Origin of the sequence: Arthrobacter sp. Alg241-R88, assembly GCF_900537115.1 — a bacterium.
Taxonomy (GTDB): domain Bacteria; phylum Actinomycetota; class Actinomycetes; order Actinomycetales; family Micrococcaceae; genus Arthrobacter.
The window spans coordinates 58559-81042 of the sequence record NZ_UNRG01000001.1; the positions used below are offsets into that span (position 1 = coordinate 58559).

Sequence of the window (22484 nt, forward strand, 5' to 3'; positions counted from 1 at the left end):
GGACAAACCGGAAGCGGCGTCATCATCACGGCGCCGCTTCCGGCACCCGCTAAGGAATGATGGGTAACACCATGAGCGCAACAGAACCCGAGACCACAGCCAACGGCGACACCAAGGGCGCCTCCGTGATCGTTAATGCGATCGCCGTCCTCCGCACCTTCACCGCGGACGAGCCCCTGCTGGGCGTCACCGAGATCGCCAACCGCATAGGGCTGCACAAGAGCACCGTCTCGCGGATCCTGGCCACCTTCGAACAGGAACACCTGGTGGAACGTGACGCCGAGACCCGCCGCTTCCGGCTTGGACTCGGACTGATCGCCGTGGCCGGCCCACTGCTGGCGGAACTGGAGGAGCGGCGCGTCGCCTACCCCGTGCTGCGCGAGCTGTCGGAGCAGACCGGCGAAACCAGCGCCCTCATGGTCTGGAGCGGTGATGAATCCATCTGCGTCGAGCAAATCGCCAGCCACCACCAGATCAAGCACACCACCCCGCTGGGCGCCCGCTATAACGATGCCCTCAGCGCCTCGGTCCAGGTGTTCCTTGCGCAGGAACCCGAAGGCCGCGTCCGTTCCCTCCTTAGCAGCGGTGCCATCACCTACCCCGGCTTGGACGAGTCGAGCCTGGACGCCTACCTGGTCCGCCTGAAGGATGACCTCAAGCGCGGCTGGGCCACCAACTACGGGGAAACCTCCATCGACGAGGTGGGCCTGGCGGCACCCGTTTACGATCATCGCGGCGAGGTAGTGGCTGCCGTCCTGATCCCCGCGCCACGGTTCCGGGTATCCCAGGACCGGCTGAAGGCGCTCGGCGAATCCTGTGCCGCCGCGGCAGCCAAGGTCACTGCCCGGTTGGGTGGCAGGGCGCGCGGGACCGCCACGTAGACTGGCAGGATGCGGTTGGTAGCAAGTGACATTGACGGAACGATCCTTGGGCACGATGGAAAGATCAGCGACCGCACCGTCCGCGCCTTCCAGGCCTGCCGCGACGCCGGCGTCGAACTCGTTTTTGTCACCGGCCGGCCGCCGCGCTGGCTCCACCCCCTGCAGGACCAGCTCGGGCACACCGGAACCGTCATCTGCTCCAACGGGGCCGTGGTCTGGGACCTGGAAGCTGAACAGCTTGTGTCCGCCCGTACCCTTGCCATCGATTCCGTGCTGGAGATCCGCCGCATCATCAAGGAGCTCCGCCCGGCCGCCCTCTTCGCCGCGGAGACACTGACAGGCTTCCACCTCGAGCCCGGCTTCATCGAAAACGGCTCCTCGGAACTGCTCTCGGAATTCACCCCGGCGCCGCTGGCCGAAACCCTCACCACGGACGACGCCGTCGTGAAGTTCCTCGCGATTGTCCGGGAGGGGACCGCCGATGACTTCCTGGCGGAGGTGAGGCCCGTCGTCGCACATCTGGCCGCGGCTACGCACTCGTCGCCCGGCGTCTCCATGCTGGAGTTGTGCCTGCCCGGCGTCAACAAGGCCGTGACGCTGGCGGAATACGCCGCCGCGCTGGGCATCGACGCCGCCGATGTTGTGGCGTTCGGGGACATGCCCAACGACATCGAGATGCTCCGCTGGGCCGGCCATGGCTACGCGATGGCCAGCGGCCACCCGGAGGCAATCCGCGCCGCCGGGCAGCAGGCACCGCATTTTGACGACGACGGCGTGGCCCAGATCCTGGAGGCCCGCCTGGCGTCTTTGGGCGTCAAACTTCCCTGATCCCGCCTGCCAGCGGGCAATTTCCAGCTGACGCTCACCTTGTGTTCACTTTTGCTCCTTACCGTGGAGCGAAGGGGACCAAGAGCTCCCCTTTCGGCTCAAGGGGTAACGATGGCAAAAAACGCCAAGCACGACGCTGTTGATGTGCCGCTGCGCAGGGCAACGCCCGCGCCGCATTGGAAGCAATTGCGCCAGGGCGACCGCGTCCGCGTAGTCTTCACGCCCGGCTTCGAGAGCGGCGGCCTGGTGGACGCCCTCACCGGGGACCACACCGCGGTGTGGATAAACCTCGACGGCGGCCGCGGCCGCACGCTGCTGCACTGCAGCGACGGCGTGGAGATCCTTCCCGAGGAGGATTAGGCCGGCCATACCCGGCCCGCGTCCCGGCGGCTCCGGTACGCTCGCAGGGTGAGTTTGCCGTTCTTCAGCAGCCCGGACAATACCGGCGCCCAAACGCCTGTCGCCATGGCCCACCGGGGCTTTTCCCGGGAGGGGCTGGAAAATTCGATGGCAGCGTTCCGTGCCGCCGTGGAACTCGGCTATTGCTACCTGGAAACCGATGTGCACACCACCGCGGACGGGGTGGTGCTCGTCTTCCACGATGACACCTTGGATCGGGTAACGGACGGCAGCGGGCGGATCGCCGCGCTCACCGCTGCTGAGGTGGCCGGTGCGCGCATCAGTGGCCGCGAGGCGATCCCGACCTTTGATGACCTGGTCACCGGGCTGCCCGGGGCCCGCCTCAATGTGGACGTCAAGGACTGGAACTCCGTCCGGAGCCTCGCTGCCGCGATCGAACGCCACCAGGCCCATTCCCGCGTGCTGGTCACCAGCTTCTCGGACCGGCGGCGACGGGCGGTGCTGAAGCTGCTGAGCCGTCCGGTGGCGTCATCGGCCGGAGTGGTTCCGGTGGCCTTGTTTACCGTGCTCGGCCGGGTGCTTCCCGGACCTGCCTTCCGCTGGACTATGCGGTGGGTACTGCGCGATGTCCAGGCACTCCAGGTTCCGGTGCGGCGCGGGATGATCGAAGTGGTGACGCCCGGTTTTATCCGCCGCGCGCACGCCCTGGGCCTGGTGGTCCACGTCTGGACAGTCAATGAGCCAGCGGAAATGCGCCGCCTGCTCCAGCTCGGCGTGGACGGCATTGTGACCGACCGCGCAGACCTCCTCCGGGACGTGCTGCAGGAACGCGGCGAGTGGCCGGGGCAGCCGGAGGACTAACCCCTGCCAGTGCTGGTGGAAGGGTCCTGGTCGCCTTCAGACGGATCTGCGCGCAGCTCATCCGGGTCGCCTTCCGGCAGCCCACCGGTTACGCCGCCGGGGCCACCGCTGCCTGCCGTCCCGGCCCCGCCGGCCGGGGCGGAGGCACTGCCTGCCAGGCCGTCGTCGCCCGTTCCTCGGCCTGCTTCCGCGCTGTCATTGTTCGTTTCGTCTATATCCCCGCCGAGGGGAGCTTCGGAGACCGGGCCGGGGGCCGCGCCGGCCTTGAGGCCGGGAGCCTTTTGCTTTTCCGCCTCCATGGCATTGGATCCCTCGCTGAGGGAGGAGTGGACTTCCACGTCGTCATTGGGATCCGAGGGGTCCGGAACATGCAGTTTCTCAGTGGGCTTGCTTGTCCCTGCCAGGTCCTCCATGGCGTTCTCTGCTGCCTTGCCGATGCTGTCGCCGATACCCATGAGACTGCTCCTTCTGACATTGCGTGCCGGGCGCCCCCAGTGGACTTCCGGAATTACCCTTCCAGAATTATCAGCATGCTTACAATTAGTCCAGAGCTGGGGTACCAGACCACGGCCCGGCACAGGAAGGACGAGTATTGTGAGCAGCTACCATCCGGAAAACGATCCCGCCAACCCTGACCAGCCTGGCAAGAATCCGCCGGGCGTTAACGGGACAGGTGCGGCCCAACAGGGCGGGCGGGACTCCGCCGGCTCGGCGAATCCGGACCCGGCGGCAGGCAACGTAACGGGGCTGGAGCCCGGCGGGGGAGTGCCGCCAGGTGAGACGCCGCCGGCGGAAGACCAGATGAGCGCCGACCAGGGGCACGACGAATAAACCGTCCGCCAGGAACGGCCCGGCGGACACGGCTAGGCCGCGCCGGGCCGGCGCCTGGGTTCCAGCCATCCGCCGGCCGTGCAGGTCCCGGCGGCAGCCGATGGTCAGAGGGAGTCTTTGGGTGGGGTGCTGCCGCCGGACTTCTCGGGGCCGACGAGTTGCCGCTTGAGCCCGTCCATGTCGAGGCGGGTGTTCCAGCTGGCCCAGTCCTGGGGCCGGACGGACGGCCTGCCCAGCAGGTAGCCCTGGCCGGCACTGATGCCAAGTTCCGTGAGGACCTCGAGTTCGCCGACCGTCTCGATGCCCTCCGCCACCAGGGTGGTGCCGATCTGCCCGGCGAAGTCCACGAGGCAGGCGACCATGGCCCTCTGGATGCCGTCCTTGTCCACGTCGCCAATGACATTCCGGCCGACCTTCAGGAAGTCCGGCCGCAGGTGCACCATCCGGCTCAGCGCGCCGGCCTCGGGGTGCGTGTCGTCAACGGCGATCCGCAGGCCCTTCTCGCGCAGGGGGCTAACGGCGGCAATGAACTGCGGGTACTCCTCATCGCTGATGGTCTCCGTCAGTTCCAGCACCACCCGGCTGATGGGAAGGTCAATGTGCTCGAACAGCTCCGGCAGGCGCGGGTCCAGGCATGAAGTGGGCGATATGTTAAGCGAAACGTACAGGTCTTTGGGAAGATCCCTGGCTGCAGCAGCAGCGGATCCGAGGGCCGAAAACTCAAGGTTCGCGCCCAGGCCCACCGCCGCCGCCTCCGCAAACCAAAGTTCCGCGGCAGCGCCGTCGTCGCTGACAAAGCGGGACAGTGCCTCCACTCCCACAACCGATTCTTCCGCAAGCCCGTAAATGGGTTGGAAAGCCGTCATCAGCATCTGGCTGTCAAGCAAAGCGCTGATGCGTGACATGCTTCGAATCGCGTCAATCTGTTCAGCGAGTTTCGGCGGGATGGCGACGGATTCCAGGCGCATTTTCCTGGCGCTGTCCAGCGTCTCAACCGTGTTGGCGTCGCTGCGCCGCGTTTCGAGGAGATACTCCAGCAACGCCCGTTCTGGCACGCCCGGATTCTCGTCGAGACTGTTGCTAAGTCGCTGCCGTACAGCAGCCCCGGATGGATCCGAGTCCGCCAAAACAGCGGCGATGATTCCCCACGCCTGCACACGAACCGACATTAGCTACGCCCCCAGTTGACGAAGTAATGACCCATTGGCCCTTTGTTGTTCAATTTCCAACCGCTTCTGAAGTCCCGTGCTGCTGATCAGCCGCGACATCCACGGCGACGAAAATCAGACCCAGCACGATGATCGTATATCGGGGCGGACAAAAGTGCAGTACTTTTCTGTTACGGGTTAGCGCTTTCCGGCTGGCCTGCCAGGAGTTCCGGAACCTGAGCAGGAGGGACAGGGCGGCTGAAGTAATAGCCTTGCGCGCTGAGACAGCCCAGACTTCGTAATATCTCTGCCTGCTCCGCCGTCTCCACGCCCTCCCAGACCGCCTCCAGGCCGCATGCGCGGACGAGTTGCAGGACGGCGGCCACCAGGGCCGGTTGGGTGGGATCGGTGCCCAGGCCGGTGATGAGGGAACGGTCCACCTTCACCCGGTCCACCGGCAGCCGGCGCAGGTAGCTGATGGATGAGTAGCCGGTGCCGAAGTCGTCGATCTCGATCCCCACGCCGAGGCCGCGCAGCCCGCCGAGCGAGTAGCGGTCCAGTTCGTTGCCCTTGACGATCGCCACTTCCGTCAGTTCCAGGACCACCTGTTCCGGCCGGACGAGGGTTTCCTTCAGGACACTCCGTACATCCTCAATGAACTGAAGGCTTTGCAGGTCGGTGGCGGAGATATTGATCCGAACGGAGAAACGGCTGTCCACAAGGGACTCGTCAATCCATTGCCGCAACTGGTGCACCGCCGTGCGAAGCACCCACAGCCCCAGGACGGAAATCAGCCCCGCATCCTCGGCCAGTGGAATGAACTCATCCGGCATGATGAGCCCGCGGGTTGGATGGTTCCAGCGGACCAGGGCCTCCACGCCTTCGATCCGGCCGGAGCTGAGTTCCACCACCGGCTGGTAGTGCAGCGTCAGTCCGTCGCTCTTAATGGCTGCCCGAAGGTCCTCCACGAGCTGGCTGCGGAGCCTGCGGACCAGCAGGAGGCCGGGTTCGAACCGGTGAAGCTTGTTCTGGCCCTCCGCCTTGGAGGCGTACATGGCGACGTCGGCTTCCATCAGCATGTCCTCGGGGGTCTGCCCGGCTCCGCCAACACTTAGCCCGATGCTTGCTCCGCAGCGGATACTTCGCCCCGGCAGTTCAATCGGTTCGGTCAACGCCGTAAGGATGCGGTGTCCTACGATGGCTGCCTGGTCTGCGGAGACCGCCGGCATAACGATCGCGAACTCGTCCCCACCGAGGCGCGCCACGACGTCGGTAGCGCGTACCGCCCCGCGGATCCGTTCCCCCACCGTGATCAGGACCTGGTCACCGGCAGTATGGCCCAGGCTGTCGTTGATGGATTTGAAGGCATCGAGGTCCATCAGCAGGATGACGGGCCCTTCGTTGGCATCGTCGTCGTCAATCGCGGCGCGCAAAGCCTCGATGAGCGCCGAGCGGTTCGCCAGGCCGGTCAGCGGATCCTGCATGGCCATCTTCTGCATTTCCAGGTGGGCCTCGTGCAGCAGTTGCGTGCGCACCTGCACCCGCTGTTCAAGCTCCTCGTAGATGATCTGAAGGTCCTCGGCCAGCAGGTTCGTGCCCATGATGATGGCGTCGAGCTCATCGCGGGCTTCGGATACCTCGATCCGGGAAGCGAGGTCTCCCGACGCCAGCCGGACAATGCCTTCCAGCAGCTGGGAGAGCCGGGGGTCATTGTCAGCAAACATCAGTCCTCCTTCCCCTGCTCAGTTGGCCTGGCTGCGGTCGGTATCCAGCGGAAGGCTGACGGTAACAGTTGTACCCGCGCCCAGGGTGGAAGCCACATCGATGTGGCCACCATGGCGTGCCACGATGTCCTTGGTGATGGCCAGGCCCAGGCCCGTTCCGGGAATCGCGCCGGACATGGCGTTGGACGCGCGGTAGAACCGGGTGAAGACGTGGTCGATTTCCTCGCTGGAGATGCCGATGCCGTTATCCGCGACGCTGACGGTGGCCCACCGCGTTCCATCCGCCGCGGCGTGGGATTCGCTGCCCACCTCGATCCGGCCGCCGCTGGGGGTGAACTTGATGGCGTTGGACACGAGGTTGGTGAACACCTGCTGCAGCTGCACCTCATCAGCCAGGATTTCAGGATCTTCAGGGAGCGGGTCGACGGCGATGGTTACGTTTTGCAGCTGGGCCAAAGGACGCAGCGCGCCGGCGACAAGGTCCAGGGTGTGCCCCAGGCGCACCGGGGTGAGGTGCATCAGGTTGTCATCGAGGCCGTTGCGGGAAACACTCAGCATGTCTTCGATCAGCGTCCGGAGCCGCTCCGTGTTCCGCACCACGATGTCCAGCATCTGGTGGACCTCGGGGGAGACCGGCTGCTCAGTGCTCTCCTGGATCATGTCCAGGTACGCCATGATGGACGTCAACGGTGTCCTCAGCTCGTGGTTGACCGTGGCAAGGAAGTCTGTTTTCGCCTTGTCGAGCTGTTGAAGCTGCTTAACAACCTGCTGCTGGCTGCTGATGAGGTGGCTTTGGATCAGCCCATGGGCGGCATTGCCCGCCACATGCTGGATCAGCCCCAGCTCGGCGCGGGACCATTGCCGGGGCTGGTCCAGCATCACGATCCAGATAATGCCCAGCGAGGAGCTTCCTTCACCCATCGGCACGGCCAGTAACGACGCAGCCGGTGCAAGGCGCGGGGTGCCGGATGCTTCACCCGGCTTTGTTTCCTCTTCGGACCCGTCAAAGGAAAGTGTTTCAGCAGCCTCCCAGAGCATGTCCGCAGTGTGCCTGGCAGAGTCCTGATCCGGAAGCGCTGCTGCTGGAAGCTTCTCCAGTCCAGGCCTTGTCCACGTAGCTTCAATCGGGGAGACCCGCTCGTCCTCAAAAGTAGAGAGCCGGACGTGGTCAGCCTTGAACGTCCGGCCGAATCCCTCCACCACGAGGCACGCAATCTGCTGCGGATCGTTGGTGCCACGGACGGCAGCGGATACCAGCCTCAGCTGCTCCCGGAGACCTTCGGCTTCCTGCCGCGCCGCTGCCCGCCGGGACACCTGCGTGATGAGTGCAGTGGCGCGATGCACCAGTTCTTTGGGCGGCACGGGTTTAGCGATGCAGTCGTGGATGCCGGGAGGCTGCATGGCTGCGAGCTCGGCGGGGCTGTCCAGGTCCACCATCACAAGGACGGGAGCTTCTGCTTCCACCGCAGACAGCAGCGTGTCAACCACGATGACCGACGGCTCGCCTGCCTCGAGCATGGCGGCAAGCCCGCTCGCATCCCCTGCGGTGCGAACCTCATAGCCGGCATCGCGCAGTGCCTGTGCGTTGACCGCCAGCCTGCCGTCGTCCGGGTCCGCCACAACAGCGGTGCGAGGCACAGTCGAGTCCCACGGCATGTCAGCCGCCACAACGCCCCCCTTTGATCCCAGTTGAGTACATTGTAGGGCGACGACGGCTGGTTGAACCCGCAGAGGGTGCACATCCCGCAAGAGTGACGAAACAACCGGAGCAGGGAGGGGCGGCACACCCAAACGGCACCGCTTGGCTGCTTGCCCTATAGGGCACACCATATATTTGATGCGTGTCCTCCCCAGCGAAATCAGTGCGCTCTGCCTGGCAGAAGTACCTGATGCTCCCCAAACTCGTCCGGCTGTCCCGTTCCGCGCATAAGGACAGGCCCGTGGCGTGGGACAGGTACTGGGCAGGCATCAAGGTGACCGGTGCCGGCGGCGAGGTCCTCTGGGACTCCGGCAGGGACAATGAGTTCCTTGGCTACCGGGATGTGCTGGTGCGCCACCTGGACCCGAAACTTCCCGTGGTTGACGTGGGATGCGGACACGGCAGCTTCACGCGTGCCCTGGCCGGCGTCTTCCCTGCGGTGATAGGGGTGGACGTATCCGTCCACGCTGTTGCCCGGGCCCGCACGGAATCCGCAGCGGACGGCAACATCGCCGAACGCGTCCGTTACGAGGTGCGGGACATGACAGCGCCCGGTGCCGCAAGCGGGTTGGGGGACGAACGCGGAGCCAACGTCTTCATCCGCGGGGTGCTCCACGTGCTGAGCCCTGATGACCAGATAGCACTGGTGGAAAACCTTCGGCTCCTTGCCGGCAGCGGCGGCGCGGTGTTCCTTGCCGAGACCAACTTCCAGGGAAACCCTGTGGACTACGTTTCACACCTGGGCGCAACCACCAGGGGCATCCCTGCGCCCCTTGAGCGGGCAATCCGCGAACTGCCCATGCCTGGCCATTTCGGCCCTGCCGAACGGGTCCGCGTCCTCCCCGAGGACAGCTGGGAGCTCCTCGAGGACGGAGCCGTGGCCATCGAGACGAACCCCATGACGGACGTGGCCGAACAGAGCCGGATCCCCGGCTATTACGCCGTGCTGCGCCCCCGGTCCTAGCCGCAGTTGCCCGGGCGGAGGTACAATCTGCATCCGCACGGCCCCCTTGGCCCTGCCCCTTGACACGGAGGCGGAACCGGAGGCTACATAGTAAGTAGACTTACTAGTTATCTCCAGGGGAAAGGATAGCCACCATGGCACAGGACAAAGGCAAGAAGGGCCGCGAAGCTGAAGCGGAACGGGACGAAGACGACCTGGGCGCAGGCCCGGATGACGGCAAGGTCCGCACGGGTCCTGAATCATCCAAATCCCTGAAGTATTCACAGGAGGTCACCTCAACGGACGACGAACCTGAGCGCGAGGGCCGGAGCCTGGTCACCACGCACCACGAAGTCATTAGGCAGTGGGCGGAGGAGCGCGAGGGCGTTCCGGCCACAGTGGAGGGCACCGAGCACGGTGACCACCTTGGAGTGCTGCGGATCGACTTTGGCGGCGAAAATGACAAGCTCCGCCACATCAGCTGGGAAGAATGGTTCGAAACCTTCGACTCCCGCCAGCTGAACTTCATTTACCAGGAACAGCGCAGCGACGGCCAGCAATCCAACTTCTTCCGGCTGGAAAACCCCGGCCGGGAAGACGCCTAAGCCGCATCCGTCCAGCCGTACCCCGAAAGAGCAGCACCGGACCACCTCCGGCGCTGTCCCGTCGTCGGCAGGCGTAACCACAGGAACAACAATGCGCGAACTTATCCCTTCCGGTTCCCTCCGCGGGATGCTGCTGCCACCAACCTACGGCCGGCACGTCACGGACAACACCGCATTCACCGTCCTCTCCGTCGAAATCTGGGCCACGGGGCTGGTTGTCAACATCCAGCTCGCCTCAGACAGCGAACCGGAGCCCAACATCGTCCTCCAGGACCACTTCGGAACTGAGTATTCGCTGCGCAACTCCGCGAATCTGGGCTCCCGGAACCTGCAGGTCTTTACCCCCTCGGTGCCGCCGGGAACCAGGAGCCTAACGGTGAGGTCGGCGGATGACGCCCAGGCCAGGCCTGTGGTTACTTTTGCCGTCCCGCTCATGGCCGTGCAGGATGCGCCTGCCGGCGAGGACGACGCCGGCTACCCCTCGCGCCCGGAACTCCGCCGCCCCGCCTGACTACCCAAAAGGAGCCACCATGCAGGACACCACAGGTTTTAGCCCCGCCACCGCCATCGTCACCGCATCAGATTCCGGAATCGGCAAGGCCACAGCCGTGGCACTGGCCAAAGCTGGCATGGACGTCGGCGTGACCTGGCATTCGGACAAGGCCGGCGCCGAAGCCACTGCCGAAGAAATCCGGAGCCTGGGACGCAAGGCCGTGGTGCGGCAGCTGGACACCACAGAGCTCCGGGCAGCCGGCGGCGTCATCGAGGAACTGGCCGAGGAGCTCGGCGGAGTGGACGTATTCGTCAGCAACGCCGGGACTGGAGATGGCACCAGGTTCCTGGACCTCGACGTCGACACCTGGATGCAAACGCTGGACACCAACCTCAACGGCGCGTTCGTCTGCCTTCAGGCGGCAGCCCGGCGCATGGTGCAGGCGGGCAGGGGAGGGCGGCTGATTGCCGTCACCAGTGTGCACGAGTTCCAGCCGAGGGTGGGGTCGTCCGCATATGACGCATCCAAACACGGCCTGGGCGGCCTGATGAAGACGCTGGCCCTGGAACTCGCCGAGCACGGCATTACCGCCAACAGTGTTGCCCCCGGTGAGATAGCCACGCCCATGACGGGCCAGGAGGATGAGGACCCGACGGCGAAGGACAGGCCGGGGGTCCCGCTGGGCAGGCCAGGGGACGCGCGGGAAGTGGCTGCCGTCATCGCCTTCCTCGCTTCGCCGGCCTCCAGCTATGTCACCGGAGCTTCCTGGGCGGTGGACGGCGGGATGCTGCAGATGGGCCCCCAGGGCGGCTCGCACATCACCAGCCATGAATGGCGCGAAGGGTAGGCGCGCCCAGTTGAGACTCTGAGGGAGCGCTTGGCCGTATTACGCTACGGGCAAGCGCTTTCCCTTGCAGGGCTGGCATGATGGACCCCATGCGCATTCTTATTGCTCCGGACAAGTTCAAGGGTTCCCTCACGGCTGCCGAAGCAGCTGCCGCCATCGCCGAGGGCGCGCTGCGCGTCTATCCCGACGCCGTCGCCACCCAGTTCCCCATCGCCGACGGCGGCGAGGGCACCCTTGAAGCCGCCGTTGCTGCCGGGTACGAGGAACGGATCAACGCGGTGGTGGGTCCCATCCTCGCCCCGGTCGGTGCTGCCTGGGCCATCCGGAAGGACGACGCCGGCAAGGTCACCGCGGTCATTGAAACGGCGCAGGCTTCCGGCCTGGCAGACATGGAGCCCACCCCGGCGAACGCGCTTCGGGCACACAGCTACGGTTGCGGACAGCTGATAGCGGCGGCCTTGGACGCAGGCGCCACCGAAATTGTGCTGGGGCTCGGCGGATCGGCAATGACCGACGGCGGCAGCGGTGCCCTGCGCGCCCTGGGCCTGAAGCCGCTCGACCGCGCCGGAAACGTGGTCCCGCTGGGCGGCGGCTCACTCGCGGACATCGTGGCGCTGGACTCCTCCGAACTGGACCCCCGGCTGGCCGCCACCAGGTTCCGCATCGCCGTCGATGTACGCAATCCCCTCTACGGAACGCTGGGCGCCGCGCACGTTTTCTCCCCGCAAAAGGGCGCGGACGAAGAGTCCGTGGAACTGCTCGACGCCGGACTTCGCAACTGGGCGTCCCTGCTCCGCGAGGCCACGGGCCGGGACGTCAATATTGAGGGGGCGGGCGCTGCCGGCGGCTTCCCGGCGTCGTTCCTTGCCTTTACCGACGCCGCGCTGGAAGGCGGCTTCGCACTTGTGGCGGGACTGACCGGCCTGGCGGACCAACTGTCCGGAGCCGACCTGGTGATCACCGGCGAAGGCTCCATGGACGTCCAGTCGCTGACCGGCAAGGCACCGATTGCGCTCGCGGACGCGGCCCGGGAACGGGGCATCCCGGTCATCGTGGTGGCCGGCAGGATCCTGGTGACTCCCGAAGACCTGGCCGGGCACGGTGTGGTCGCTGCCGCGCAGCTGCTGGACGTCGCGTCAGGCCCGGAAGACGCGGTGGCCAACGCCGCCAAGTACCTGGCCTGGGCAACAAGCCAGGTACTTGAAGGCGCGTAGCCAGATTCCGGCGCCCGGCGCCTGAACCTAGACGATGGTCTTGTTGCTGCGCCGGCGATTCCAGATGAAGATCACGATGAGCGTCAGCAGGATGACCCCGCCGATGACCCACGGCGTGTTGTCTGTGCGGGTCGACTCATTCTGGGCCGACTCGCCGGTTCCGGGATTGGCCGGGCCGGTGGAGGCGGTATCCCCGGGAGAAGGCGTGGGAGATGCCGCGGAGAGCGCAACGGTGGTCCCCGCACTGTCAGCGGGCATCGAGGCGTGGGCGGCGCCGATTGAAAGTGCCGGTGCGGCAAGCAGCAGCAGGGCTGCCAAGGCAGTTCGCAAAAGTGCTTTCATAGGGTTCTCCTGTCGGTTGTCAGCGGCTGGTTGTCCGGCCGCGTGGCTGGTATCGGGACACATGGTGTAGCTGGGCGGGAACGCGGGTCATGGCTTTCCGTGGCGGGTCCAGGAGGCGCAGGGCTGCCCTGTGCGGGTTTCCAGTTACCTGGCCGCTTCAGCCCGCTTGTTCAGGTGGATGGGGACGTAAACCAGCAGGACCACCATCACGGCCATCAGTGCTCCGCCGGCAGTGAGGCCGGCCGAGCGTCCGGCGGTCACGTCAAAGACCAGGGCGGCAGTGCCGGCGCTCAGCAGCGCGATTCCGCCAAGGGTGATCTTGGCGATGGTGTCCCCACTGGCAACCAGGGTTTCCTTGAGCCGTTTCCGGAAAAGCCGCCGGTGGACACTCACGGGCAAAAGGATGAGCGCCGTGGTCAGTGCAGCGATCACCACGTTCGTCAGGTAGAGGACAATCTGGAAGTCATCAAGGTCTTCAAACCGCTCCTGGAAGGGCAGTGTCAGCAGGAAGCCGGCCAGGATCTGCACGCCCATCTGCAGCACCCGCATCTCCTGGAGCAGTTCAGCCCAGTTACGGTCCAGCTGCTCCTCGCGGGTCTCATTCCTGCCCGTCCGGCCGGTGTAATCCTCCACATCCGACATTGCCTCTCCTTCCCACCTCATCCTGGCCTTGGCTACCTTTCTACTCCCCAGGTACCCAGAAACCGGGACAACGTTGCGCCGCCGCCCACATTTGATAAGTTTACTGATTATTCGCACGGAACGGTGGACTTTGCTCCGCCGGCCGGGATAGCTTCGAAGGGCCGGTGCACGGCGGGGCCTTCGGAAACCGACAGAGTGAGTAGGCGGACTATGAGCGACACGGACAAGCAGACAGACCAGCCGAAGGATCCCCGGGGCGGCTACCACGCGGGCCCGTTCCCGGAGCAGGAGCAGAAGCAGCCCGGCCTGACGGCGCCCATGGAGCCGAAACCAGACCACGGCGAACTCAGCTATGAGGGGCACGGAAAGCTGCAGGGCAAGGCCGCACTCATTACGGGCGGGGATTCGGGCATCGGCAAGGCCGCAGCCATCGCCTTCGCCCGTGAGGGTGCCGACGTTGCCATCTCCTACCTTCCCGAAGAGGAGGAGGATGCCCAGGACACCGCGGACTGGATCCGTAAGGCGGGCCAGCGGGTCCTCCTCTTTGCCGGTGACGGCCGGGAAGAGGAGTTCAGCACCCGGATCGCCAACGAAACGGCGGCCGAGTTCGGCCGCCTCGATGTGGTGGTGCTGAACGCGGCATACCAGAAGAACCGCGAGAGCCTGGAGTCGTTGCCCACGGAGGAATTCGACCGGGTCTTCAAGACCAACCTGTACTCGCTGCTGTGGACGGCGCGGGCGGCCGTGCCCCACCTGAAGGCCGGTGCCTCGATCATCACCACGGCTTCCATCCAGGCTTTCAACCCTTCGCCCGGGCTCATTGACTACGCGATGACCAAGGCGGCCCAAGTGGCGTTCACGAAAGCACTGGCACAGGAGCTTGGCCCCAAGGGAATCCGCGTTAACGCCGTGGCTCCCGGCCCAATCTGGACCCCGCTGATTCCGGCCACCGAATGGCCTGAAAAGCTCCCCAAGTTCGGCCAGGACACACCGCTGGAACGGGCAGGCCAGCCGGCCGAGCTTGCCGCGGCCTACGTCCTGCTGGCCTCGGAAGACGGGTCCTACATCTCGGGGGCCGTACTGCCGGTCACCGGCGGTAAGGGGCTCTGAGCAGCCACCCCCGCAGTTCAATTTCATCCCACGCACACCAGGAGGAACCATGACGCAGGAAAACCAGCACGCCCAGCCGGAAACGGACCCGGGCGGATACGGCACTCCCACCGCCGAGCAGGAACTGGGCGGGGCACAGGCCTCCGCCGGTGGCTCGGACACCGGCAGTACGGGCGACTCGGGCAGCGTCGGCACGAACGAACCGCAGTCCGGTACCAGTGAGGATCCGGTGCCGCGCGACGTGGACCTTCCCTCCGGTGAGGCTGAGCTGGATGAAGGCAACGATGACTCCCGGGGGTCTGCCCCGGTGTCCTCCGAGCCCGGGCAGGAAGCCGCCGGCATCCCGGACGGCAGCGGCAATGACCTGCCGGAGGAGAAATCACCCAACGACGACGGCGGTGAAAGCTTCGACGCCGGGTAACCGCTTGGGTGTCCCGTCGGAGGGCGGTGCACCCACCCCTGAAGGCCTCCGCCCCTGCCGGGATGGCAGCGGGCGGAGGCCTTCGCCGTGCCCGGGCATACATTCCGGTGATGTGGGTACAGAACCAGCGAACCCATTCACTATCAATGCCGAGGCGGCGCCAGGAGGTGGCTGTGAGCAGGAGATCATCAGAACAGTGGGCACGGCGTGTTGAGGTGCCGGACAGTGTGGCAGTTGACGTGCTCGTTCCCACCTGCAACCGCCCGGCAGAACTGGCCGTGACCCTGGCCGGCCTGGCAGGGCAGGCTGACCCAGCATTCCGTGTGGTGGTGAGCGACCAGTCCACTGATACTCCTGGTTGGGAACATCCTGCAGCCGCGGCGATGGTGCGGGTCCTCGAAGCCCAGGGCCGCCCGGTCACGTTGCTCCGCCACCTGCCGCGGCGGGGATTGGCCGAGCACCGCCAGTACCTGCTGGATCAGTCGACGGCGGAGAAGTGCCTTTTCCTTGACGATGACGTTTGGTTGGAGCCGGGCGCCCTGGAGCGGCTCAGCCGGGCACTGGACGAACTGGACTGCGGTTTTGTGGGGATGGCTCCCCAGGGACTGTCCTACCTCGATGACAGGCGGCCGGAGCAAACAGCAGGCTTTGAAGCGTGGGATGGCCCTGTGACGGCGGAACGCATCCGGCCGGGGGCCCCCGGCTTTGATCGCTGGCCGCTTCATAGCGCCGCCAACCTCAGCCATCTCAGCGCTGACCTGTCCCTGGAACCGGGGGAGTGGGTGCCTTACCGCGTGGCCTGGCTCGGGGGATGCGTGCTCTACCGGCGGGAAGCCCTGAACGCTGCAGGCGGCTTCGCCTTCTGGACCAGCCTTCCCGTTGACCACGCGGGGGAGGACGTCGTGGCCCAATGGCAGGTCATGGAAAGGTATGGCGCCGCTGGCATCCTGCCCTCCGGAGCCGTCCATCTGGAGTCCCCCACCACGGTCACGGACCGCCGGGTGGAGGCCTACGACGTCGTCCTAAGCGCACATTCACAGGCGTACTCAGGAAACACCGCAGCCGCGGACTAGGCAACCAAACGCGCTGCCCCTCCCGCCCGCAGGGTGGGCGACGTATTCTTTAAAAATCGAGGTTTTGCAGTAGGCCGACGCGCTCAACAAAGGCGTGGGAACATGGCCGCTGAACCCACAGGGCAGGTTGGCTGGGGACCGCTTCCAATGCCCCCGGAGCCGGTTTTCGACAGTAAGGACGTCGAGACCTACCTCTGGGAAGTTACGCATGATTTTATGGCGGACATCAAGGGCGAAGGCCGCGGTATCGTCTGGGCAGCCACCCTCTTCCGCCTGGGAAAAGGGCACACCATTGCTGCCAGCGCGGAGCAAGCACGCGAAGCGGACCGGGAACAGTGTTCCTTTGCTGACGGACCAGTCATCGAGGCCCTGCGGACCGGCGAATTCGTGCTGCTGTCCGACGTCAGCCGGGACCGGCGTTGGCCCGGGTACGCGAGCGCGGCCGCAAGCCATGGTGTCCAGTCGCTCCTGTCAGTCCCCATCGTGGCCGAGGGCGGGACCAGCGCCGCCATCAACCTGTACGCGTCCTCACCCCATGCCTTCACCAGTGATGACCTTCTCCGAATCCGGAGCTACGTTCAGCAGGTGGCCCGTGCGCTGCGGGTGGTAGTCCGGGTGGCGGAGCGCGCGGAAGCGACGGCGGGCCTCGCCGTCGCCCAGAGCTCCCTGGTCCTGGTGGACCTGGCGGTGCGGAGCCTCATGGACGAGTACGGCCTCTCGCGCGAGGGCGCCCTGCGGTTCCTGCAGCGGGAGGCGTCGCACCACGAGCTGGGGCTCCGTGATGCAGCACTGACCATCGTTGCGCCGGTCTCCGGCAGGGATCCTGCCGGGCCACGGAGGGAGGCCTTCGAAGACGTCGAGGACTTCCGCCTGGTGGCGCCGGCGGAACTGGACCAGCCGCTTGAGGCAGTCGCGGCACCGGAAACGGATCCATCCCCAAGGGCGAGAGGACGGCGGTCATGACTATCCACCAGCAGGAGACGTGGCCAGGACGGCCGCCGGCAGCACGGCACCCCTGGCACCGCTTCGTAGCCCTCGGCGACTCCTACACCGAAGGGGTGGGCGACCCCGAGCCCCTCAGCATCGGCGGACTCCGGGGCTGGGCTGACCGGGCGGCGGAGGAACTCAGCGTTGGCCAGCGTGACTTCGCCTATGCCAATCTTGCCGTGCGAGGGCTGGTGCTCCAGGAGATCCTGGACCGGCAGCTGGAGCCGGCCCTGGCCCTCAAACCGGACCTGGTGGGAATGTCCGGCGGCGGAAACGATGTTGTTTTCCACCGGGGCGATCCCGACAAGCTGGCCGAGAAGATGGACCAGGCGGTGGGTTTGCTGGCCGAAACCGGCGCCACGGTCCTGCTGTTCGCCGGACCGGACTGGGGAAGCACGCCGGTGTTTAGCCAGATCCGGGGAAGGCTGGCCATCTACAACGAACACCTCCACACCATCGGACTGCGCCATCACGCCGTGATGGTGGACCTGTGGTGCCTGCCGGCGCTCCACGACGCCAGGATGTGGGACAGGGACCGGCTCCACCTTTCGCCGCTGGGCCACCAGGCCGTCGCCATTGCCACCCTGGACGCGCTGGGAGTACCGCACTCGCTCAAGGCCCTGCAGCCGCGGCCGGTCCCATCCCATGGCTGGACGCAGGCCAGGGCGGAAGACCTGATCTGGGCCAGGCAATACCTGTTTCCGTGGGTCCTGCGGCGGCTCCGGCCCCGGCCTGAGTCCCTGGCCGCAAAGAGGCCGCAGGCCGGCCCGGTCTTCGGCGTTGGCCTCCCTGGTCCGTTCCCTCCCGGCCACCCAGCCGGGAGCATGGCGCCGGACAGCCTGGGGGATGCGATGACGAGGATCGGTGGCGGGACCGCGGGCACGGCAATGCTGGAGGGCGGGGCGGAGCGGGAGGACGTGGATGAATCCGGTGAAGTCGCCTAGCTCGTTGGCCTAACGCTTCTTCGGTGACCGCTTGGCGTTCATCGTTGCCTTGGCTGCAGGCGGCAGCCCAGCCTGTTCTGTCTCGGGGTCCGCCACCGTTCCCCTGGCCTTCGCGATGGCCTTCATGCCGTGGTAAATGACCAGGGCGGCGGCTGAACCGAGTGCGATGCCCGTGAACGTGAGGTCGCCGATGGTCCACGTGTAGTCCGCGATGCCGATAATCAGGGCAACGGCGGCAGTGGTGAGGTTTACCGGGTTGGAGAAGTTCACCTTGTTCTGTACCCAGATCTTCACGCCCAGGATGCCGATCATGCCGTACAGCATGGTGGCGGCGCCGCCCAGTACCCCCGGCGGAACAGTGGCGATGAGCTCCCCGAATTTGGGGGAGAAGCTCAGCAGGATGGCGAAGACGCCTGCCACCCAATAGGCCGCCGTCGAATAGACCTTGGTGGCGGCCATAACGCCGATGTTCTCGGCATAGGTGGTGGTGCCGGAACCGCCGCCGAAGCCGGCCAGGACGGTGGCGGCGCCGTCAGCCATAAGCGCACGTCCGGAGACGCCGTCGAGGTTCTGGCCCGTCATGGCTGCTACGGACTTCACATGGCCGATGTTCTCGGCAACCAGCACCAGTACAACGGGCACGAACAGGCCCAGGACGCCCACATGGAACTCCGGGGTCTGGAACTGCGGCAGGCCCACCCAGGCGGCTGCCTCCATCTTGTCGTAGCTCACCTCGCCCCGGAGCATGGCCACGAGGTAGCCCACCACCACACCCACGAGGATGCTGACGCGGCCCAGGATGCCGCGGAACAGGACGCTGACCAGGATGATGGTGGCCAGGGTAACGACGGCGGTGACGGGGGCGGCGTCGAAATTATTCTTCGCTGCGGGGGCAAGGTTGAGTCCGATCAGCGCCACGATGGCGCCGGTAACGATGGGCGGCATGAGCCGGTTGATCCAGCCTGCTCCGAACTTCTGCACAATGGCTCCCACGATGGCCAGCGCCGCGCCGGCCAGGACCACTCCGCCCAGGGCGCCGGGCACGCCGAACTGTTGCTGGGACGCCGTGATGGGGGCGATGAACGCGAAGCTTGAGCCGAGGTAGCTGGGCACACGGCCCTTAGTGATTACCAGGAACAGCAGCGTGCCGATGCCCGAGAAGAACAAAGTGGTGGCCGGGGGCATCCCGGTGATGATGGGCACCAGGAAGGTGGCGCCGAACATCGCCACCACGTGCTGCATGCCCACGCCGATGGTCAGCGGCCAGGCCAGCCGCTCGTCCGGGGCCACCACGTGGCCCGGCTTGATGGACTTGCCGGTGCCGTGCAGCTTCCACTTGATTCCGAGCATGCTCATGGGTGGGGGCCTTTCAAAGGGGTGCCGGGGGCGAAGATCGCAACTTGCTCCAGAATACCGCCCACCTTTTATGCCGGTCAGCTGTGCCCAACGTCACCTGCCGTCACGGGAAGAGGACCTGACTACTTGAAGTTGCAACTATGGAAAGCAACGAGGCCGCCCCAGCAGCGGGGAGGCGCAGCGAAAGGTAAGCCCATGACCATTGCCCACGAAGAAGCAGTCATCGATTCGGCCGCCGTCGACGCCATCTTCGCCCAGGCCCGCACCGCCAACTCCTTCACCGGAGAGGTGACCGACGAGCAGGCCCAGGCGATCTACGAACTCACCAAGTTTGGCCCCACAGCCTTCAACTCCCAGCCCCTGCGCGTCACGTACGTCCGCTCGGACGAGGCCCGCGCCAAGCTGGTGGACGCCCTGATGCCCGGAAACCGTGCCAAGACCGCTTCCGCCCCGCTGGTAGCCATCCTCAGCTACGACACCGATTGGGCCGGGCAGTGGGACAACTTCCTCCCCGGCTACAACGCTCCGAAGGCCATGTACGACGCCAACCCGGAATTGGCTGCCGCTACGGGCAACAACAACGCCCACCTGCAGGCCGGCTACTTCATCCTGGCCGTCCGCTCCCTCGGGTTCGCAGCCGGCCCCATGACCGGCGCTGACTTCGGTGCCATCGATGCCGCTTTCTTCCCCGCGGGTGACCAGAAAAGCTTCCTGGTGGTCAACATCGGCCAGCCGGCCGAGGACGCCTGGGGCGAAGCCAAGCCCAAGTTCTCCTACGAGGATGTAGTCCGTACCGTCTAATCCCCCCCCGGACGCTCTCTCACTTAATGCGTCATTTCGGCCATCGCTCTCTCCCCCGTGAGAGAGCGATGGCGTTTAAGGCGCATTATGTGAGAGAGCGTTGGTGTCAGGGCGGTGGGAGACTGGGCTGATGCGGAACCTTATCCTGGTTGCCTTCGTCGAGCCCGTGGCGGACGGGCTGGTTTTCCCGCGGACGCACTGGCCCCTGCACATCACGCTTGTGAGGTTCGACGTCGGCACTGCTGACTTGGCCGAACGGGCGGCAGTCCTCGCGGCGCCGTACGCCGGGGCAGCCTTGGGCGCCCCCCTCACGGTGGGGGCGGACGCCGGTTTCGGCCGGAACGGTTTGGTGCCCGTCAGCCTCATCCAACCTCAGCCGGACCTGCAGGCCCTGCATGAGCAGCTGGTCACCGCCGCCGAGAGCCTTGGCGGCAAGATCCTCACGCCGGCGCACACAATGTCGGGTTACCGGCCGCACGTTTCACACCACGGGGCCAAGCGCCTGAACCCGGGCGACGCCGTCGTGCTTGACCGGATCGCCTTGGTGGACATGGCGCCGGACGGTGACCGCACCGTCCGGCGTGTCCTGCGGCTGTGGAGTCTGGACGAAGCGCCCGGCTAGGCGATGACGCCGTCCACCAGCGCCTTGGCTTCCGCCTGCACCTGCTTGAGGTGATCCCCGCCCTTGAAGGACTCGGCGTAGATCTTGTACACGTCCTCGGTGCCGGACGGGCGGGCGGCGAACCAGGCGTTTTCCGTGACCACCTTGAGTCCGCCGATGGAGGCCCCGTTGCCGGGCGCTTCCGTGAGCTTGGCGAGGATCGGCTCGCCGGCCAGCTCAGTTGCCGTCACGTCCGACGGCGACAGCTTGCCGAGTGCCGACTTCTGCTCCCGCGTGGCTGCTGCGTCAATGCGCGCGTAGACGGGCGCACCGAACTGGTCCGTCAGGCCCTTGTAGAGCTGGGACGGGGACTTGCCCGTAACGGCGGTGATCTCGGAGGCCAGCAGGGCCAGCAGGATGCCGTCCTTGTCCGTAGTCCAGACGCTGCCGTCCTTTTTGTTGAAGGACGCGCCGGCGGACTCCTCGCCGCCGAATGCGCCTTCACCGGAGAGCAGGCCCGGCACGAACCACTTGAAGCCCACCGGGACCTCTACGAGCTTGCGGCCCAGGCTTTCTGCCACGCGATCGATGATCGAGGAAGACACCAGCGTCTTGCCTACCACTGACTCCGGGTTCCAGCCGCTGCGGTTGCGGTACAGGTAGTCGATGGCGACGGCGAGGTAGTGGTTGGGGTTCATCAGCCCGCCGTCCGGCGTGACGATGCCGTGGCGGTCCGCGTCGGCGTCGTTGCCGGTGGCGATGTCGAAGGCCGACTGGCCGGACGATGAAGCGTCTGACATCCGCTTGATCAGCGAGGCCATGGCGGCGGGCGAGGAGCAGTCCATGCGGATCTTCTCGTCCCAGTCCAGCGTCATAAAGGCCCACTGCGGGTCCACGCTCGGGTTAACCACGGTGAGGTTCAGGTGGTGGCGCTCACCGATCTCGCTCCAGTAGTCCACCGCGGCGCCGCCCATGGGGTCCGCGCCGATCCGGACGCCGGCCTCGCGGATGGCGTCCAGGTCCAGGACGGAGGGGAGATCGTCCACATAGCTGCTGAGGAAGTCGAACTTGCCAGTGGTGTCAGCCGCCAGCGCGTCGGCCAACGGGATGCGCTTGACGCCCCGGAGGCCGTTCTCGAGCAGTTCGTTGGCGCGGTTCGCGATCCAGCCGGTGGCATCCGAATCGGCCGGGCCGCCGTGCGGCGGGTTGTACTTAAAGCCGCCGTCGGCCGGGGGGTTGTGGCTGGGGGTGACCACAATGCCGTCAGCCTGCGGAGCCCCGGTACCGGCGTTCCTGTTGTATGTGAGGATGGCGTGGCTCAGCGCCGGCGTGGGGGTGTAGCCGTGCCGGGCGTCGATGAGGACCTGGACGCCGTTGGCGGCCAACACCTCAAGCGCGGAGTTCTGCGCCGGCTCGCTCAGGGCGTGGGTGTCCTTGGCCAGGAACAGCGGGCCTGTGATGCCCTGCCCAGCCCGGTATTCCACGATGGCCTGGGTGATGGCGACGATGTGCTTCTCGTTAAATGACGCCTTAAGGCTGGAACCGCGGTGCCCCGAGGTGCCGAACGCCACGCGCTGGCCGGGGTCACCCAGATCCGGCGTGATGTCGTAATACGCATCGAGAAGCGCAGTGATGTCAACAAGGTCCTGGGGTTGGGCAACTGTACCCGCGCGGCTAGCCATGGGACCAGCATGCCAGACCCGGGCCGCAGCCAAAACGATCCGTCCATAATCCGGCCACTGTGTCCCGCCCTGTGACGGAAGAATGTCATCA

General features: G+C 66.0%; 25 protein-coding genes. 17 read left to right on the forward strand and 8 right to left on the reverse strand.

Annotated features, from left to right (window positions below):
- Window positions 1-71 precede the first annotated feature (71 nt).
- The 4 genes from G6R19_RS00225 to G6R19_RS00240 all read left to right on the forward strand — a co-directional run bounded on the left by G6R19_RS00225 (window position 72) and on the right by G6R19_RS00240 (window position 2930).
- On the forward strand, window positions 72-881 hold the full coding sequence (locus tag G6R19_RS00225) for an IclR family transcriptional regulator (RefSeq protein ID WP_163161187.1): 810 nt from the start codon (window positions 72-74) through the stop codon (window positions 879-881).
- Between the two features lie 9 nt (window positions 882-890).
- Window positions 891-1709, forward strand: a complete 819-nt coding sequence (locus G6R19_RS00230; protein WP_163161189.1) for an HAD family hydrolase — start codon at window positions 891-893, stop codon at window positions 1707-1709.
- Window positions 1710-1820: 111 nt separating this feature from the next.
- Window positions 1821-2069, forward strand: coding sequence for a hypothetical protein (locus G6R19_RS00235; protein ID WP_163161191.1), 249 nt, complete (start codon window positions 1821-1823; stop codon window positions 2067-2069).
- 48 nt (window positions 2070-2117) lie between these two features.
- The gene (locus G6R19_RS00240; RefSeq protein ID WP_240341706.1) at window positions 2118-2930 is read left to right on the forward strand and encodes a glycerophosphodiester phosphodiesterase; all 813 of its coding nucleotides are present in this window, start codon (window positions 2118-2120) and stop codon (window positions 2928-2930) included.
- Here G6R19_RS00240 and G6R19_RS00245 read toward each other — a convergent pair.
- Window positions 2927-3385, reverse strand: coding sequence for a hypothetical protein (locus G6R19_RS00245; RefSeq protein ID WP_163161193.1), 459 nt, complete (start codon window positions 3383-3385; stop codon window positions 2927-2929). The two genes, G6R19_RS00240 and G6R19_RS00245, sit on opposite strands and share 4 nt — an antisense overlap.
- 139 nt (window positions 3386-3524) lie before the next feature.
- Here G6R19_RS00245 and G6R19_RS00250 point away from each other — a divergent pair, with 139 nt between their 5' ends.
- A complete protein-coding gene (locus G6R19_RS00250) occupies window positions 3525-3761 on the forward strand; it encodes a DUF6480 family protein (RefSeq protein WP_163161195.1) in 237 nt (78 codons plus the stop codon).
- A 104-nt stretch (window positions 3762-3865) separates the two neighbouring features.
- Here the strand turns inward: G6R19_RS00250 and G6R19_RS00255 are convergent, their stop codons facing one another.
- The 3 genes from G6R19_RS00255 to G6R19_RS00265 all read right to left on the reverse strand — a co-directional run bounded on the left by G6R19_RS00255 (window position 3866) and on the right by G6R19_RS00265 (window position 8289).
- Window positions 3866-4816: an EAL domain-containing protein gene (locus G6R19_RS00255; RefSeq protein ID WP_205484172.1), complete on the reverse strand. Its 951-nt coding sequence runs from the start codon at window positions 4814-4816 to the stop codon at window positions 3866-3868.
- 284 nt (window positions 4817-5100) lie between these two features.
- Entirely contained in the window at window positions 5101-6633 is a 1533-nt protein-coding gene (locus tag G6R19_RS00260) for an EAL domain-containing protein (protein WP_163161199.1), read from the reverse strand.
- Between the two features lie 18 nt (window positions 6634-6651).
- The gene (locus tag G6R19_RS00265) at window positions 6652-8289 is read right to left on the reverse strand and encodes an ATP-binding protein (RefSeq protein ID WP_163162783.1); all 1638 of its coding nucleotides are present in this window, start codon (window positions 8287-8289) and stop codon (window positions 6652-6654) included.
- Window positions 8290-8522: 233 nt separating this feature from the next.
- Between G6R19_RS00265 and G6R19_RS00270 the strand changes: the two genes are divergently transcribed.
- The 5 genes from G6R19_RS00270 (at window position 8523) to G6R19_RS00290 (ending at window position 12434) form a co-directional block, all read left to right on the forward strand.
- The gene (locus G6R19_RS00270; RefSeq protein WP_163162785.1) at window positions 8523-9296 is read left to right on the forward strand and encodes a class I SAM-dependent methyltransferase; all 774 of its coding nucleotides are present in this window, start codon (window positions 8523-8525) and stop codon (window positions 9294-9296) included.
- Between the two features lie 134 nt (window positions 9297-9430).
- Window positions 9431-9880 (forward strand): hypothetical protein, encoded by a 450-nt coding sequence (locus tag G6R19_RS00275; RefSeq protein WP_205484173.1) that lies wholly within the window; start codon window positions 9431-9433, stop codon window positions 9878-9880.
- Between the two features lie 91 nt (window positions 9881-9971).
- The gene (locus G6R19_RS00280) at window positions 9972-10391 is read left to right on the forward strand and encodes a hypothetical protein (protein WP_163161201.1); all 420 of its coding nucleotides are present in this window, start codon (window positions 9972-9974) and stop codon (window positions 10389-10391) included.
- Window positions 10392-10410: 19 nt separating this feature from the next.
- Window positions 10411-11220 carry an SDR family oxidoreductase gene (locus G6R19_RS00285; protein WP_163161203.1) on the forward strand — a complete coding sequence of 270 codons (810 nt, stop codon included), beginning with the start codon at window positions 10411-10413 and terminating at the stop codon, window positions 11218-11220.
- Window positions 11221-11309: 89 nt separating this feature from the next.
- Window positions 11310-12434 carry a glycerate kinase gene (locus G6R19_RS00290; protein ID WP_163161205.1) on the forward strand — a complete coding sequence of 375 codons (1125 nt, stop codon included), beginning with the start codon at window positions 11310-11312 and terminating at the stop codon, window positions 12432-12434.
- 27 nt (window positions 12435-12461) lie between these two features.
- Here G6R19_RS00290 and G6R19_RS00295 read toward each other — a convergent pair whose 3' ends face one another.
- Together G6R19_RS00295 and G6R19_RS00300 are read right to left on the reverse strand one after the other, a co-directional pair.
- Window positions 12462-12776: a LuxR family transcriptional regulator gene (locus G6R19_RS00295; protein WP_163161207.1), complete on the reverse strand. Its 315-nt coding sequence runs from the start codon at window positions 12774-12776 to the stop codon at window positions 12462-12464.
- A 144-nt stretch (window positions 12777-12920) separates the two neighbouring features.
- Complete coding sequence (locus G6R19_RS00300) at window positions 12921-13418, reverse strand: DUF6328 family protein (protein WP_163161209.1); 498 nt, start codon at window positions 13416-13418, stop codon at window positions 12921-12923.
- A 210-nt stretch (window positions 13419-13628) separates the two neighbouring features.
- On the opposite strand from G6R19_RS00300, the gene G6R19_RS00305 reads away from it, so the two are divergent.
- The 5 genes from G6R19_RS00305 (at window position 13629) to G6R19_RS00325 (ending at window position 17953) form a co-directional block, all read left to right on the forward strand.
- On the forward strand, window positions 13629-14528 hold the full coding sequence (locus G6R19_RS00305; protein ID WP_163161211.1) for an SDR family oxidoreductase: 900 nt from the start codon (window positions 13629-13631) through the stop codon (window positions 14526-14528).
- 49 nt (window positions 14529-14577) lie between these two features.
- Complete coding sequence (locus G6R19_RS00310; RefSeq protein WP_163161213.1) at window positions 14578-14949, forward strand: hypothetical protein; 372 nt, start codon at window positions 14578-14580, stop codon at window positions 14947-14949.
- Between the two features lie 173 nt (window positions 14950-15122).
- Window positions 15123-16022: a glycosyltransferase family A protein gene (locus tag G6R19_RS00315; protein ID WP_240341707.1), complete on the forward strand. Its 900-nt coding sequence runs from the start codon at window positions 15123-15125 to the stop codon at window positions 16020-16022.
- A gap of 102 nt (window positions 16023-16124) precedes the next feature.
- Window positions 16125-16985: a GAF and ANTAR domain-containing protein gene (locus G6R19_RS00320; RefSeq protein ID WP_163161218.1), complete on the forward strand. Its 861-nt coding sequence runs from the start codon at window positions 16125-16127 to the stop codon at window positions 16983-16985.
- The gene (locus tag G6R19_RS00325; RefSeq protein WP_163161220.1) at window positions 16982-17953 is read left to right on the forward strand and encodes an SGNH/GDSL hydrolase family protein; all 972 of its coding nucleotides are present in this window, start codon (window positions 16982-16984) and stop codon (window positions 17951-17953) included. The genes G6R19_RS00320 and G6R19_RS00325 overlap by 4 nt, the downstream gene beginning before the upstream one ends.
- A 9-nt stretch (window positions 17954-17962) precedes the next feature.
- Here the strand turns inward: G6R19_RS00325 and G6R19_RS00330 are convergent, their stop codons facing one another.
- On the reverse strand, window positions 17963-19309 hold the full coding sequence (locus G6R19_RS00330; RefSeq protein ID WP_163161222.1) for a solute carrier family 23 protein: 1347 nt from the start codon (window positions 19307-19309) through the stop codon (window positions 17963-17965).
- Window positions 19310-19504: 195 nt separating this feature from the next.
- On the opposite strand from G6R19_RS00330, the gene G6R19_RS00335 reads away from it, so the two are divergent.
- Window positions 19505-20110 (forward strand): malonic semialdehyde reductase, encoded by a 606-nt coding sequence (locus G6R19_RS00335; protein WP_163161224.1) that lies wholly within the window; start codon window positions 19505-19507, stop codon window positions 20108-20110.
- Between the two features lie 130 nt (window positions 20111-20240).
- Window positions 20241-20732, forward strand: a complete 492-nt coding sequence (locus G6R19_RS00340) for a 2'-5' RNA ligase family protein (protein WP_163161226.1) — start codon at window positions 20241-20243, stop codon at window positions 20730-20732.
- Here the strand turns inward: G6R19_RS00340 and pgm are convergent.
- Window positions 20729-22393, reverse strand: coding sequence for a phosphoglucomutase (alpha-D-glucose-1,6-bisphosphate-dependent) (gene pgm, locus G6R19_RS00345; protein ID WP_163161228.1), 1665 nt, complete (start codon window positions 22391-22393; stop codon window positions 20729-20731). The two genes, G6R19_RS00340 and pgm, sit on opposite strands and share 4 nt — an antisense overlap.
- Between the last annotated feature and the right edge of the window lie 91 nt (window positions 22394-22484).